Source organism: Roseobacter cerasinus, from assembly GCF_009811755.1.
Classification (GTDB): domain Bacteria; phylum Pseudomonadota; class Alphaproteobacteria; order Rhodobacterales; family Rhodobacteraceae; genus Roseobacter; species Roseobacter cerasinus.
Window position 1 is genome coordinate 174727 of the sequence record NZ_BLIV01000007.1, and the last position, 13590, is coordinate 188316.

Here is a 13590-nt window from a genome sequence, read left to right on the forward strand (position 1 = left end):
ATGGCGCTGGAAGATGCCAAGAGCCAGATGGATCACGCCTTCACGCGCGAGGATCCGCGAGGGCCGAGCTTTGAGCTGACCTTCGGGGGGGCGGTGTCATTCCTGCGGCGGCGCTACACCAAGGATTTGACGGGGGTGGACATTGCGGTGACCGGCGTGCCGTTTGATCAGGCCGTGACCAACCGGCCTGGCACGCGACTCGGGCCGCGCGCGCTGCGCGAAGCCTCGACCCTGCAGGCGCCGGATCCGCCTTACGGCTGGCCCTTCGATGTGCTGAGCGAGCGCGTGATCGTGGACTACGGCGATCTGGCCTTTGACTATGCCAACATCCCCGTCTTCCCGGATGCGGTGACCGCGCATATCCGGGGCATCCTCGACGCGGGGGCGGCCAGCTTGGTGCTGGGCGGCGATCACTACATCAGCTTTCCGATCCTAAAGGCCTATGCGGAGCGGTATGGCCCGATCAGCCTGCTGCAGTTCGATGCGCATACCGACACCTGGGCGGACGACGACATGGCGCGTGTCGATCACGGCACGATGTTCTACAAGGCGGTGAAATCCGGCATCGTGGATCCGGCAACGAGCGTGCAGGTGGGCATCCGCACGACGAATGCTGATACACTTGGCGTCAACATCATCGATGCGGCGGAGGTGCACGAGATCGGGCCGACTGCGGTGGTCCAGAAGATCAAAGCGATCCTTGGGGACCGGCCTTGCTATCTTACCTTTGACATCGACGCGCTGGATCCGGCTTATGCGCCGGGCACCGGCACCCCGGTCTGGGGTGGGCTGACCTCACCACAGGTTGCAAAAATGCTGCGCGATCTGGCGGGGATCAACATTCGGGGCGGAGATGTGGTTGAGGTCTCGCCCCCCTTTGATACAACCGGAGCGACAGCCATTGCGGGGGCGCATGTGGCAACGGAAATCCTGTGTCTGCTTGGGTGGCGGATGCGTGAAGAAGGCAAGGTATGAGCAGACAGAAGAACCAACCGATCAGCGGCAATGACCTGGCGCGGTTTTCCGGGCCGGGCAGCTTTATGCGGTTGCCCTTCGTGAATGACCTCAAGGGGTTGGATGTGGCCTTTCTGGGGATACCCATGGACATCGGCACCTCCTGGCGGTCGGGCACGCGCTTTGGCCCCAAGGAGGTGCGCAGCCAGAGTGCGATGCTGCGGCCCTATCACATGGGCACGGGGGCGGCCCCCTTCGACAGCCTGCAGGTGGCAGATATCGGGGATCTGGCGATCAATACCTTTTCGCTGGCCCACAGCCTGCGGATCATTCAGGAAAGCTATGAATCGATCCTGAACTATGACGCGATGCCCATGGCCATCGGCGGGGATCATTCGATCACGCTGCCGATCCTGCGGGCGATGCACAAACGCTTCGGCCCTGTGGCCGTGGTGCATGTGGACGCGCATTCGGATGTGAACAACGACATGTTCGGTGAGCGCGAGACGCATGGCACGGTGTTCCGGCGCGCTTATGAAGAAGGGCTGATTGTTCCGGAAAAGACCTATCAGATCGGGCTGCGCGGCACCGGCTACACCGCCTCGGATTTCACAGAAGCGCAGGGCTGGGGGTTCCAACAGTTCCCCGCGCAAGAGCTGTGGCACCGCAGCCTGTCGACCCTTGGCGGCGAGGTGCGCCGCGACATCGGGCCCGATCAGGCCACCTATGTGAGCTTTGACATCGACGCGCTGGATCCGGCCTTTGCGCCCGGCACCGGCACGCCCGAGATCGGCGGGCTGACCACACCGCAGGCGATGGAGCTTATTCGGGCGCTCAAGGGGCTGAATATCGTAGGCTGTGACCTCGTTGAGGTCTCGCCCCCTTACGATGCCACCGGCAACACCGCCCTTGTCGCGGCCAATCTGCTGTTCGAACTGCTGTGCGTGCTGCCGGGGGTCAAGTACCGCTGAGAGATCAGCAGCTCTGCAGACGGTTTTCCAGCGCGACGACCTTGCCCTTGGATGTGGCAAGCTCGCCTTCTACACTGTTGCCGGTGATCGAGCTGACCGGTACCAGAATGAGAAACACGCCGATGGCGTCGCCTGTTCGGGCATTGCGCTGTTGTTCTTCAAGCGCCGCAAGGGTCTGTTGTTCTTCGGCCAGCTGCGTGCGGGCGTCCTTGCAACTCACCGCGGCAAACGCATTTCCCATGCTCACAGGGGCAATGGCGTCGGGCGCCTTGGCGCAGGCAGCGCAGAGCAGAGCGGCGGGTAGAAAACCAAGTTTTTTCATAACAGTTACCTAGATTTTTATGTTCCTCGTTCCGCTCGCGGGGCTACGTTAATTGACGATGATCGGCAATGCCTATGTTAAGAATGGTTAACGCCGCAACCACAGGTAGGTGAGATTGGCGACACGGAGGCGAAAAATGGCGGTTGCACTGGTGGCTGTGGTGCTCTGCCTGCTTGTTTTGGGCGGGGCTTATGTGCGTCTTGCCCCGCTTGATCCGGCGCGGTGGCATCAGCCTGTCGAGGCTGCGCAGGACGTTGATCTGGCAGGTGGGGCCGTGCGCGTTATCCCCGCGCCGAAGGGGACCTTGCAGGCGCTGGATGCGGCGCTGCAGGGGCTTCCAAGGACGCGCGCGCTGGCCGGGTCGGTGCAGGAGGGGCATATCACCTATGTCACACGCTCCGCCGTCTTTGGCTTTCCCGACCTCACAACGGTCGAGCGGCGCGGAGATGAGATCCGGATGTTTGCGCGGCTGCGGTTCGGAGTGTCAGATCTGGGCGTCAACCGCAAACGACTGGAGCGGCTGATCGCCGCGCTCCAGTGACGAGGACAAACACCCCTGCTGCACCTCGCGCCACATCGGCACATTCAGCGACATCTGGCATTGGGCCATGAACATCCGCCCGTCCACCTGCAGGCAGATTGTCTGGCCAAGCTCCACGCGGGCTCCGGCCTTGTCCGTGCAGTAGCACTCGACCGTTTTGCCACTGGGTGAGGTGACATCCGCAAGGCCGGGCAGGGCGGCCCAGATCAAAAGCAGGCTCAATCGATTCATCCGAGGCAGGCTAGCATGGCCGCAGGTCTTGACCAAAGCCTTTCAATGTCCCAGAGGTGCAGCATGATCCCGGTGGAGCAATTGCATCAAATTACGGCGCGGTTCGAGTATCTCGAAGCGGCCATGGCTGTGGGGGATCCATCGGCTGATATTGCGGCACTGGCCAAGGAGTATTCTGATCTGCGGCCTGTGGTGGAGCAGATCACGGCCTACCAGCGTCTGGTCACTGATCTGGGTGAGGCGGAGGAGATGCTGTCCGACCCGGACATGGCCGCGCTGGCTGAGGAAGAGCTGCCCCGGCTCAAGAAGGCGCTGCCCGAAGCGGAGGCGGCGTTGCAATTGGCCTTGCTGCCAAAGGACAAGGCCGACGCGAAACCCGCCATGCTGGAGATACGGCCCGGCACCGGTGGGGATGAGGCCGCACTTTTTGCTGGCGACCTCATGCGCATGTATCAGCGCTATGCCGATACGCATGGTTGGACGTTTGACATCATCGAATTGCAGGAAACCGAGCTGGGTGGCGTCAAGGAGGTGGTGGCGCATATCAAGGGGCAGGACGTCTTTGCCCGGCTGAAGTTCGAAAGCGGCGTGCACCGGGTCCAGCGCGTGCCCAGCACCGAAAGCGGCGGACGTATTCACACCTCGGCGGCCACCGTGGCCGTTCTGCCGGAGGCTGAGGATGTGGACATCCAGATTGACGCCAATGATCTGCGCATCGATACCATGCGCTCCTCGGGCGCGGGCGGGCAGCACGTGAACACCACCGACTCGGCGGTGCGCATCACCCATTTGCCGACCGGTTTGGTGGTGACAAGCTCCGAGAAATCGCAGCACCGTAACCGCGAGATTGCCATGCAGGTGTTGCGCGCGCGACTCTATGACATGGAGCGGGCGCGCGTTGATGGCGAACGCTCTGCGGATCGCGCGGCGCAGGTGGGCTCGGGCGACCGGTCCGAGCGCATTCGCACGTATAATTTCCCGCAGGGTCGCATGACGGACCACCGGATCAACCTGACACTCTACCGGCTGGATGCCGTGATGCAGGGCGATCTGGATGAGATTGTCGATGCGCTGACGGCGGATGCGCAGGCGCGGCTGATGGCGGAGATGGGGCAATGACCACGGCTGCCGAGGCCATGGTCGCGGCCATGGCCCGCTTGCGCGCAGCCGGTGTGCCGGACCCTGCGCGGGATGCGCGCGTGTTGCTGGCCCATGCCGCCAAGGTCGATGCGGCGCGGGTCACGCTGATTGCGCCCGAAGACATCGCACCGGACATTGCCGAACGCTATGATGCGTTGGTGGCGTTGCGTGCGGTGCGTGTGCCGGTGTCGCAGCTGATCGGCGCGCGGGAGTTCTATGGCCGCGCCTTCGAGATCAGCCGCGATGTGCTCGACCCAAGACCCGAGACCGAGGCGCTGATCGAAGCGGCGCTCTCGGAGCCTTTCGCCCATGTGCTGGATCTCGGCACCGGGTCGGGCTGTATTCTGGTGACCTTGCTGGCGGAGCGGCGGGAGGCACAGGGTGTCGGCGTTGATCTGTCGGAGGCGGCCTGTCTGCATGCCAGCGCCAATGCCGCCCGCCATGATGTGGCCGACCGCGCCCGCATTCTGCAATCCGATTGGTTTGAGGCCGTCGAAGGTCGTTACGATCTCATCGTTGCCAACCCGCCCTATCTGGCGGCGGAGGAGATGCGCGACGTGCAACCGGAATTGCGCGATCACGAGCCTCGACTTGCGCTGACCGATGGTGAGGATGGGCTCTCGGCTTACCGGATCATCGCTGCACACGCCCAAGGGTATCTGAGCGCAAGAGGTCGCGTTCTGGTTGAGATTGGATGGCGACAAGGGCCTGAGGTTACGGAGATTTTTCGGGCTCAGGGGTGGGGGGAGGTGACGATTCTCCCCGATCTGGGAGGGCGCGACCGGGTGGTTTCGGCTGCAAAACCCGGGTAACAGCGCTCGAAATTGTAAGAAAACCCATAAAACTGTGTAAAACTCGGACTTACCCCTTGCGGCAACCCCGGACCCATGTTTATTCAAAGGTGTTGCAGCGGTGGATGCCTGACCTTGGCGGTCCCGCGCGGCGTTAAGCCCAACATGTCGACACCCCGGATAGATCAGGAAAAATCGCCTATCCGGTTACACGATCCACAGCACGAAGGCTGAGCGAACTTCATGAAATCATCGAGATCCCGGTCCCGCTCCAAGGGCAACCGTAACCGATCACAAGGCAATCAGGGCGGGAACGTCGTCAACCGTGTGTTTGACAGCTCCGGCCCCGAAGGCAAGGTGCGTGGAACGCCGCAGCAGATCATCGAGAAATACAATCAGCTGGCCCGCGATGCACAGTTGAGCAACGACCGCGTGGCCGCCGAGAACTTCCAGCAGCATGCGGAGCATTACACCCGGATGCTGTCCGAGGCGCAGCGCGAGATTGAGGCGCGCCGCGAAGAGCAGGAGCGCCAGAACCGCGAGCGCCAGGCGGAACGGGATCGCGAGCGCGCGGAACGGCAGGAGCGTGAGGCAGCGCAGGCTGCGACGCAACCGCCGCAGGCGGACCAGATTGCACAACCGCAGCCCGACGTTGCTGATGTCGAGCAGGAAAGCACTCTGGTGGACACGCCAGAGAGCCAACCCAAGCCGAAGCCCAAGCGTGCGCCCCGCCGCAAGCCACGGCCCAAGCCTGAAATATCCGAGGGTGACCAGCCCGGCGGCGATGATGCGCCGAAGGCTGCCGAGTAAGGTGCTGTCATCCGGTTGTGGTGGACGCCACCTTGGTTTTGGTGATGGCCGGGGCGTCGATGAGGCGCGACGAAGACCGATCCAAATATAGCTCAAACCGCTTTTGATCGTGCGGCTTGGACCGGGCATGTAACGAAAATCTGATGCCAGAGCTTGCATCCGTCCGCTCGCGCGTGGTGTTACCCAACCCTTGGATGACTGTGCGGTGTCATCCAGACGCGTAACAAGACCGACGAGAGCGTCTGACGAAATACCTGAAACGTCGCATATCACGTAACGCGTTGAAATCTATGATTTCAGGCAGCGTTATGTGAGTGAGGTTTTTCGCATGACGCTCTAGGTTTCGGCCACGGCCCGGGCCAGCGCGCAAAATCCTTCCAGAGGGACCTGTTCGGCGCGGTCTGTGGGCTTCAAGCCAGCGGAGATCAGCCGGTCTTCAATATCCGGCGCCACCCCTTTGAGGGCCGCCCGCAGCATCTTGCGCCGCTGGTTGAAGGCGGCGGCCACCACGCGGCTCAACACCTCCGCATCAGCCGGAAAGCGCGCCTCGGGCAGGGCGGTCAGATGCACCACGCTGCTGGAGACCTTGGGCGGCGGGGTGAAGGCGTCGGGCGGCAATTGCAGGACGATCCGCGCGTCGCTGCGCCACTGGGCAAGAATGGCCAACCGCCCGTAAGCTTTACTGCCGGGCTGCGCCACGATCCGCTCGGCCACCTCGCGCTGGAACATCAACGTCAAGCTCTGCCAGAACGGTGGCCATGTGCCTGGTGTCAGCCACCGCACCAGCAGCTCAGTGCCCACATTGTAGGGCAGGTTGGCCGCCACGCGGATGGGCGGGGTCAGATGCACCAAGGGGTCGATCTGCAGCGCATCCCCCTCCAGCACAGTCAGCCGACCGGGATAAGCCTCAGCAATCTCTCCCAGCGGAGGCAGGCAGCGGCTGTCTTTCTCGATGGCCAGCACGTGGCGCGCGCCTTCGGCCAGCAGCCCGCGCGTCAGCCCGCCAGGGCCAGGCCCGATTTCCAGCACATCGCAGGCCGTCAGATCACCCGCAGCGCGCGCAATCTTGGCCGTCAGGTTGAGATCCAGCAGGAAGTTCTGCCCCATGGATTTGCGCGCCCGCAGATCATGAGCCCGGATCACATCCCGTAATGGCGGCAAGCTGTCGATGGCGCTCATCTTCATTGTTCCCTGAATATGCCCGCCGGAGGCGTCATCGGTTGGCCATCTGCGCGGCCAGTTTGATCGCCTCAATCATACTCGTCGGATTGGCGCCACCCTGGCCTGCAATATCGAAGGCAGTGCCGTGATCCGGAGACGTGCGCACGAAGGGCAGGCCCAGAGTCACATTCACGCCCCGGTCAAAATCCAATGTCTTGATGGGGATCAACGCCTGATCGTGATACATGGCCAGTGCGGCATCATATTTCGCCCGGGCAGTGGCATGAAACATGGTGTCTGCGGGCAGGGGGCCGCGCAAGTCAAACCCTTCGTCGCGCATGTCCGCGATCAGCCGGTTGATCCAGCGCAGCTCTTCCTGACCCATGGTGCCGCCTTCGCCCGCGTGCGGGTTCAGACCCGAGACCGCGAGGCGCGGCGCCCTGATCCCGAAGTCCGCGCGCAAGGCGGCGTCTGTTATTTCGATCGTCTCGCGAAGCAAGGCCGGGGTGAGCACTGTCGGCACCTCGACCAGTGGAATGTGGATCGTGACCGGCACAACGCGCAGCTGGTCAGAAGCCAGCATCATCACCGCGCGGTGATCCCCGCCCGCCAAAGTGGCGAGGTATTCGGTGTGGCCGGGATAGGAAAAACGCGCCCCCTCGATCAGTGCCTGTTTGTGAATGGGCGCAGTGCACAGCGCCGAGGCGGCACCGGTACGGACCAGACCGACACAGGCCGCAATCACGTCGATCACGCCTTGGGCATTGGCGGGGTCGGGCGTGCCCGGGATTGCGGGGTTGGGGAATGAATACGCGAGCACGGGCAGAGCATCCGCGCCCACAGAACCGGCCTGCGACGCATGATCGATGACCTGATACGGTGTCCCGTCCGGCAAATGACGCGGGTCGCCCATCCAGACCATCGGCACATGGTCGCGCAGGGCCGCCCAAGCCGCTGCAGCGATTTCCGGCCCGACCCCTGCAGGTTCCCCGCAGCTGATAACAACCGGGGCGGTGGTCTCGGTCATGGGGTGACGATACGAGCATCCGCGCGAAGCTGGTCAAGCAGGCTGTCGGCATAGGCTGTCAGCCGGGCGGATCGCAGAGAGCTGGCCACATCTTCGCGCGCGACCTCCTGGTTGACCGCCGCGGTCCGGCCACAGAGCATCAGGAAGACCAGCGTCTCGCCATTCGCCCGCGTCAGGGCGGTTGAAACCTCGCCGGGGTCCAGCTTGCTCAGTTCAATCGCGATGTCCTGCGGGATCTCTGATGGGGTCTTGCTGCCGCGCTCCAGCACCTCTTCGGGTTGGCCTTGGGCGATGCCGTAAAGGTCGTCGCAGACGTCCACTTGTGCACGCACCCGCTCCGCTTCGGCGAGACCTGCCGGTGATCTGCCGCCGGGGATGTAGTAGGCCGCATATTCAATCGCGGCGAATTCGCGCGTCGGCGCGCCGGTTTCCTGGATATCGCGGAGCTGAAACAAGGCAACCGCATTGGGAATGGGCAACGGGTCCGTCACCTCTCCGGGTGCGAGCGAGAGCAGAATGGGGCGCAGCACGGGTGGCAGGTTGGTCAGATCCTGCCAGGGCAGCCGCCCTCCTGAATCGCGTGAGGCCGTGGCTGAAAACTCACGGGCGTAGTTCGAAAATTCCTCCGTCGAGCTACTGGTGGCGATCTCTAGCGCGATCTCATCCACCTCAGCCTTTCGCTCAGGCGGAGCGGGGATGATGATTTCGGAGACAAGGACGCGAATGCCTGTTGTGCCGCTCCCGGAGCCCAGTGCGCGGTCAATCTCGCGCTCTGAGATTTGAACCCGCGCACCAAAACGCGCGCGAATGAGCTCGCGCCAGGAAATGCCAGCCTCGACAAAATCTCTCAGGGTTTCTTCAGCAACACCGCCCTCTGCCAAAGCCGCGATGAACTCATCCGCTGTCAGATTGGCCCGCGCGGCGAATTCATCAAGGCCGGACTGTATGCCTTCTTCGGTGAGTTCGATGCCAGCGGCTTCGACAGCTTGCAGTTGCAGGCGTTCGTTGATCAGTGTTTCGATCACATCGTCGCGGTTGCTGCCCGGTGTGTTCAACAGCCGCAGGAAGGCAATGCGCTGCTCGACTTCAAACTCCGTGATCACATCATCGTTCACGAAAGTGACCGGATCGAAGAGGCTTTGCGCGGCGACCGGCGGTGCAAGTGCCACCCCGGCGACCAAGGCGATGATGGTTATAAATCTGCTCAGTGCCGTCATGTCTGCTCTACCTGCATGTTCTTGAGTAGGTTTCCGTACCCTTTCGGGCCGAAAACCCGTTTAGTCCGATCGATAAGCCCAAAACGGTGACCGGTTCAAGGCTCGACGAACTGGCGAAACTGCGATCCACCGAGAATCGGACCGACACGCATTCTTGTTCGTATCTCAGACCAATCCCTATGTCAGAGGCGCGGTCCAGTGAGATATCGTAACGCCAATCGGCGGTTGCGATCCAGTGTCTGTCGAACCGGTAGGATCCGTCCAGCGCGATCTCCGCGATGCTGTCCGGCCGGTTCTCACCGGCGTCGCGTGTCAGCCAGATGTAGCTGCCGCCCAAGTTGGTTCGCCTGCCATTATAATCGCCACGGATCTCGGCTTTTGAAAAATTCAAATCCTCATTGAACAGTGTGCGTGCGGTCAGTGTCAGATTGTCCTGAGTGGCGATCTGACCCGCCACCAGGAAATCGGAGGAGACGCCACTCAGTCCGGAGGTTTCCGTGAAGTTGTCGTTCGCCTCTTGCCGGATGACCTGCCCCACAGTCAGGGAGGTGTCAAAACCATTGGGGTCAAATCGTGCCCAGTTGACACCAACTGCCACGCTACGTCCATGCTCTCTGCGGTCAGGCTCGGCAAACCGGGACAGCGAGGTGAGGTTGCCGCCGTCGAATTCAGCGCGTGTGCTCTCTTCATTGGGCACATCGATCTGATCGCCGCCCACCCAGGCCAACTGGACAATGGGTTCAAGAAACTGGGTGACGCCATCCTGTCCGCCCCGCGCCATGGGATAGCGAAAGGCAATGGCTCCGCGCGGGCTGAGCTGCGTCTCGTTTTGCGGAAAGCTGCTGTCTTGTGCGACGTCAAACACATCAGCCGTCAGCCCAAGTGTGACATCAGCGCGCACGCCTCTGAACACCGTCCAACTGCGCAGCCAGTCGGCTTCGGTGCTGATGCGGGCGATATCGCGGCCGAGGCTGTCAGTATCCGACTCGCGATAGTGTGTGTGGGCGTTGGCCGCAAACCGCAGCTCCCCGCCGATGCGACCGGGGAAATAGCGTGATTCATAGATGCCATCAGCGATCACGGTGGGCAGATTTGTGTTCACATCCGCCTCTCGCAACGATCTGAACAAGATCAGCCCGCCGGAAATATACTCGTCGCGCCGCGCGCGGCTGATCGTGACCGCGCTGTCCAGCCGGTCCTTGGTGGAGTAGCCGTAGTCCCGCAGATAGGTGCCGTCTGAGGTCAGTTCGATATCAAATGTAAGCTGGTAGTCGTTGCGCAGATTGAACTGTCCGTTTCCGAAGACATAGGCACGTGTTTCTCCGGGTCGCTCTTCGTCGCGGCTGATGGCGCTGTTGAGTCCGATCCGGCCTTTTCGAAAGGCCTGCCGGTAGCGGAACTCCAGCGTACGCGTGCGGGATGAGATATAGGGGGTGACCGTGAGGTCGCGGTCCGGCGCGATATTGATGAAATAGGGAATCTTGAGGCCGGTGCCGAAACCGCTGGCTGTGCGGATTTCGGGGATCAGAAACCCGGTCGCCCGCTCGACCGAGGAATCCGGCAGGCGCAGACGTGGAATGTAAATCAGCGGAATGTCGCGGATCAGGAACTGCGCTCCGTCGAAATACAGTTGGCGTTTCTCTTTATCATGCACCACACGGCGGGCCCGGATCTGCCACAGCGGCGGGCTGCCATCTTCGCAGATCTGACAGGAGGTCACAGCCGTCTTGTAGAGCTGATTGTAGCGCCCGTTGACCCTTTGTATCTGGACAGCGGCCAGTTGCAATTGCTGGTTCAGCACCATACGCGCGCCGCGCAGCAGGCCCGTGCGCAGGGTGCCATCAAGCTCTGCCGCTGAGGCAAGAATCGTGGTGCCTTCGCCATCTTCCATGGTGATCGGGCCAGTGATGGTCAGTTGCCCTGTGCCGCGATCGTATCGCATCTCCGATGCGGTGATCCGTGTCGGGCCTTGAAATGCCTCGACGTTGCCGCGAGCGACCAGCTCGCGGTCATTTTCGATAAAAAGCTCATCTGCGATCAAAACGGCCGGGTCTGCCGCAGCCTCCTGACTGGCGGCAAGCGCGGGGCACAGCGACAAGACCAAGGTGAGTGCCCAGAGACGGGTCAGAACCGGCTTGAGCATCAGCCGTCCTCTGCGTGCAAAAGCAGGCCGAGGGCCAGCAGGACGGCGGCAACGGGCGGCGCCCAAGCGGCCAGGGCGATCGGGATCTGCCCGTTCTCACCCAGAATTTGCGCAAAGCTGCGAATGAAATACAAACCGAACCCCAAAAGCACCGCGGCCAGCACCGCAATACCGGTGCCCCCGAGCCGGGTATGCCGCATGGTGAAGGCGCTCGCAACAAGAACCATTGAGACCAGAAAGAGAGGGCGGGCCAACTCGGACTGGAACCAGACGCGGTGTTGCCGGGACGAGAACCCGGCCTGTTCCAACTGTTCGATAAACTCGGGCAGCTTCCAGATGGAGATTGAACTGGGGCGCCCGAAACTCTCGCGGATCCGCTCCAGAGTCAGGGTGGTTGCAATGAAGTAGTCGTCGTGCAGCTCGGCATCGGCTTCGGCATTGCCGCCCGGCCGCAGCGGCCAGAGTTTCACACCTCTGAGCGACCAGCCGCCGTTTTCGAGGGCCGCACTCTCGGCGGCGATTCGGCGGATTGGCCCACCTCCGGGCGCATAAGACAGGAAAGTGACGTCGTAGAGGACCGAGGCATCAGAATTCGACCGCCAGGCCCGGATGACCGTCTGCCCTTCTGCGCCGCCCTGGCGCAGCCAGAGCCCTTCACCGGAGATGGAGAGGGTCGACGCCCCGCCGGTGCGGTAGCCCTCGGCCAGTTCGCTGTAGTATTTCGACGTGCCCGCGACGATGGGGTTCAGCATGGTCAACGCCAGCCCGCCAATCAGCAAGGCGACAACGCAAGGTGCAACAAGCGCACGCAGCGCGGAGCGCCCGGCGGCCCGGGTCGCGACCAGTTCGGAGGAACGCGCGAGCCCCACAAAGAACGCGATGGTCGACAGAATGAAGATCAGCGGCAGGATCTCGTTGACCGTCTCCGGGGCCTTGAGCAGCGTCAAGCCAATGATCCGGCCAAAGCTCACGTCGTACTTGCCAAAACTACCTGTGAGGTCGACAAGGTCGATCACACCAACAATGGCAAATAGCACCGCGGTCAGCATCAACACGCTGAGGGCGAAGCGCCGTGCGAAATAGGCATGCAGGATCATGCTGACGCCTGTTTGTTGGTCGCCCGTTTGCGCCTGAGCCACCTGGGTCGTGCCAGATAGGCCAGCATGCCTGTCGCCAGCACAGCACCGAGGGCTGCGGGCAGGTAAAGGACGGGCCAGCGCTGCGCCTCGGCCCGCACCGGGTTCTGTAAGGTCGATCCCAAACCATCGATCAGCAACAGCAGGCCAAAGGCGACCCCGATTTCGCGCCAGACCCCAAAGCGGGAATACCCGCCCACCAGAAGGGTCGTGAAGCCGATCATGGCAGCGACCACGCAAAAGAACGGCTCGGCAAAGCGGTTGTGGAACTCTTCCGCGATATCGCCGACCCGCTGCCCGGTCTGAGCTGACACGTCGCGCCACGAGGTCATGAGTGCGAGCGTTGTCATGTTGCGCACGCGTTGCGCATGTGACGGATCGCCTCGAACCAATGCGCTGATGTCGAAAGAGAAATCGCGAAATCGCGCAGTGGACAGCCGGTTTGTCTTAGAACTGAGGCGCTGCGCCATGCCATCGAGCATGATCAATGTGGTAACGTTCTGATCGCGGAGCAGGTAGGCTTCGGCGGCTGTGTAGATCACGCCTTCCTCAGGCTTGCGGCGATCCGACAGGAAGACGTCGTTCAGAATCCCGTCTTCGTTGATTTCGCGGGCATAGAATGTGACCGCGCGCGAGGGGTGCAGAAAGGTGCCTTCGGTCAGCAGGCGCGAGGTCGCGTTCTGCGAAATTTCGGCTTCGCGTTCGCTGAGCTGCTGCAGCGCCAGTGGCAGAAGGGCGTGATGCAGCGCGGAGGCCATCAGGAACACCACAACCCCGAAGGCCAGCACCGGCCGCGCCAACCGGTAGGGCCCCCATCCTGTCGCCTGCATGACGGTCAGTTCGCTCTCGTTGTTCATGCGGTTGGTCACATAGACCGAGGCCGCGAAGGCCGAAATCGGCAGGATCGTCGTGACCAGCCTGGGCAGGCCGAGGGCCGTGAACTCCAGAAACACCAGCGCCGACTGCCCGTCTCCGATGAGTCGGTCAAACAGGACAACGGCCTGGTTGATCCAGAAAACGGCGACCAGAACCAACGAGAAAAAGCCAAACAGGATCAGCAGTTGCGACAGCATGTATCTGTCGATCTTGCGCACCCTGGCCCCCTTTGTTGTTACGTGTCGTCTTTTGCGCGACGATAAACCAATC

At 62.2% G+C, this 13590-nt stretch carries 14 protein-coding genes; 6 read left to right on the forward strand and 8 right to left on the reverse strand.

Annotation, left to right across the window (positions count from 1 at the left end):
• Positions 1-975 carry an agmatinase gene (speB, locus tag So717_RS17685; RefSeq protein ID WP_159979788.1) on the forward strand — a complete coding sequence of 325 codons (975 nt, stop codon included), beginning with the start codon at positions 1-3 and terminating at the stop codon, positions 973-975.
• Positions 972-1925 (forward strand): agmatinase, encoded by a 954-nt coding sequence (speB, locus tag So717_RS17690; RefSeq protein WP_159979790.1) that lies wholly within the window; start codon positions 972-974, stop codon positions 1923-1925. The genes speB (So717_RS17685) and speB (So717_RS17690) overlap by 4 nt, the downstream gene beginning before the upstream one ends.
• Before the next feature lie 4 nt (positions 1926-1929).
• Here speB (So717_RS17690) and So717_RS17695 read toward each other — a convergent pair whose 3' ends face one another.
• Complete coding sequence (locus So717_RS17695; protein ID WP_159979792.1) at positions 1930-2247, reverse strand: hypothetical protein; 318 nt, start codon at positions 2245-2247, stop codon at positions 1930-1932.
• 136 nt (positions 2248-2383) lie between these two features.
• On the opposite strand from So717_RS17695, the gene So717_RS17700 reads away from it, so the two are divergent.
• Positions 2384-2788 carry a DUF1499 domain-containing protein gene (locus So717_RS17700; protein ID WP_159979794.1) on the forward strand — a complete coding sequence of 135 codons (405 nt, stop codon included), beginning with the start codon at positions 2384-2386 and terminating at the stop codon, positions 2786-2788.
• Here the strand turns inward: So717_RS17700 and So717_RS17705 are convergent.
• On the reverse strand, positions 2732-3019 hold the full coding sequence (locus tag So717_RS17705; protein WP_159979796.1) for a hypothetical protein: 288 nt from the start codon (positions 3017-3019) through the stop codon (positions 2732-2734). The genes So717_RS17700 and So717_RS17705 overlap by 57 nt on opposite strands.
• Before the next feature lie 63 nt (positions 3020-3082).
• On the opposite strand from So717_RS17705, the gene prfA reads away from it, so the two are divergent.
• From prfA to So717_RS17720, 3 genes are all read left to right on the forward strand, one after another.
• Entirely contained in the window at positions 3083-4138 is a 1056-nt protein-coding gene (gene prfA / locus So717_RS17710; protein WP_159979798.1) for a peptide chain release factor 1, read from the forward strand.
• A complete protein-coding gene (prmC, locus tag So717_RS17715) occupies positions 4135-4971 on the forward strand; it encodes a peptide chain release factor N(5)-glutamine methyltransferase (RefSeq protein ID WP_238841047.1) in 837 nt (278 codons plus the stop codon). Before prfA ends, prmC begins: the two co-directional genes overlap by 4 nt.
• 222 nt (positions 4972-5193) lie before the next feature.
• Entirely contained in the window at positions 5194-5760 is a 567-nt protein-coding gene (locus So717_RS17720) for a DUF4167 domain-containing protein (protein ID WP_159979800.1), read from the forward strand.
• A 336-nt stretch (positions 5761-6096) separates the two neighbouring features.
• Here So717_RS17720 and rsmA read toward each other — a convergent pair whose 3' ends face one another.
• The 6 genes from rsmA to lptF are packed head-to-tail and all read right to left on the reverse strand — an operon-like array spanning position 6097 to position 13538.
• Complete coding sequence (rsmA, locus tag So717_RS17725) at positions 6097-6939, reverse strand: 16S rRNA (adenine(1518)-N(6)/adenine(1519)-N(6))-dimethyltransferase RsmA (RefSeq protein ID WP_159979802.1); 843 nt, start codon at positions 6937-6939, stop codon at positions 6097-6099.
• A 34-nt stretch (positions 6940-6973) separates the two neighbouring features.
• The gene (gene pdxA / locus So717_RS17730; protein ID WP_159979804.1) at positions 6974-7948 is read right to left on the reverse strand and encodes a 4-hydroxythreonine-4-phosphate dehydrogenase PdxA; all 975 of its coding nucleotides are present in this window, start codon (positions 7946-7948) and stop codon (positions 6974-6976) included.
• Complete coding sequence (locus So717_RS17735; RefSeq protein ID WP_159979806.1) at positions 7945-9165, reverse strand: peptidylprolyl isomerase; 1221 nt, start codon at positions 9163-9165, stop codon at positions 7945-7947. Before So717_RS17735 ends, pdxA begins: the two co-directional genes overlap by 4 nt.
• 7 nt (positions 9166-9172) lie before the next feature.
• Positions 9173-11308, reverse strand: a complete 2136-nt coding sequence (locus tag So717_RS17740; RefSeq protein WP_159979808.1) for an LPS-assembly protein LptD — start codon at positions 11306-11308, stop codon at positions 9173-9175.
• A complete protein-coding gene (gene lptG / locus So717_RS17745) occupies positions 11308-12405 on the reverse strand; it encodes an LPS export ABC transporter permease LptG (RefSeq protein WP_159979810.1) in 1098 nt (365 codons plus the stop codon). The genes So717_RS17740 and lptG overlap by 1 nt, the downstream gene beginning before the upstream one ends.
• On the reverse strand, positions 12402-13538 hold the full coding sequence (gene lptF, locus So717_RS17750) for an LPS export ABC transporter permease LptF (protein WP_159979822.1): 1137 nt from the start codon (positions 13536-13538) through the stop codon (positions 12402-12404). Before lptF ends, lptG begins: the two co-directional genes overlap by 4 nt.
• Between the last annotated feature and the right edge of the window lie 52 nt (positions 13539-13590).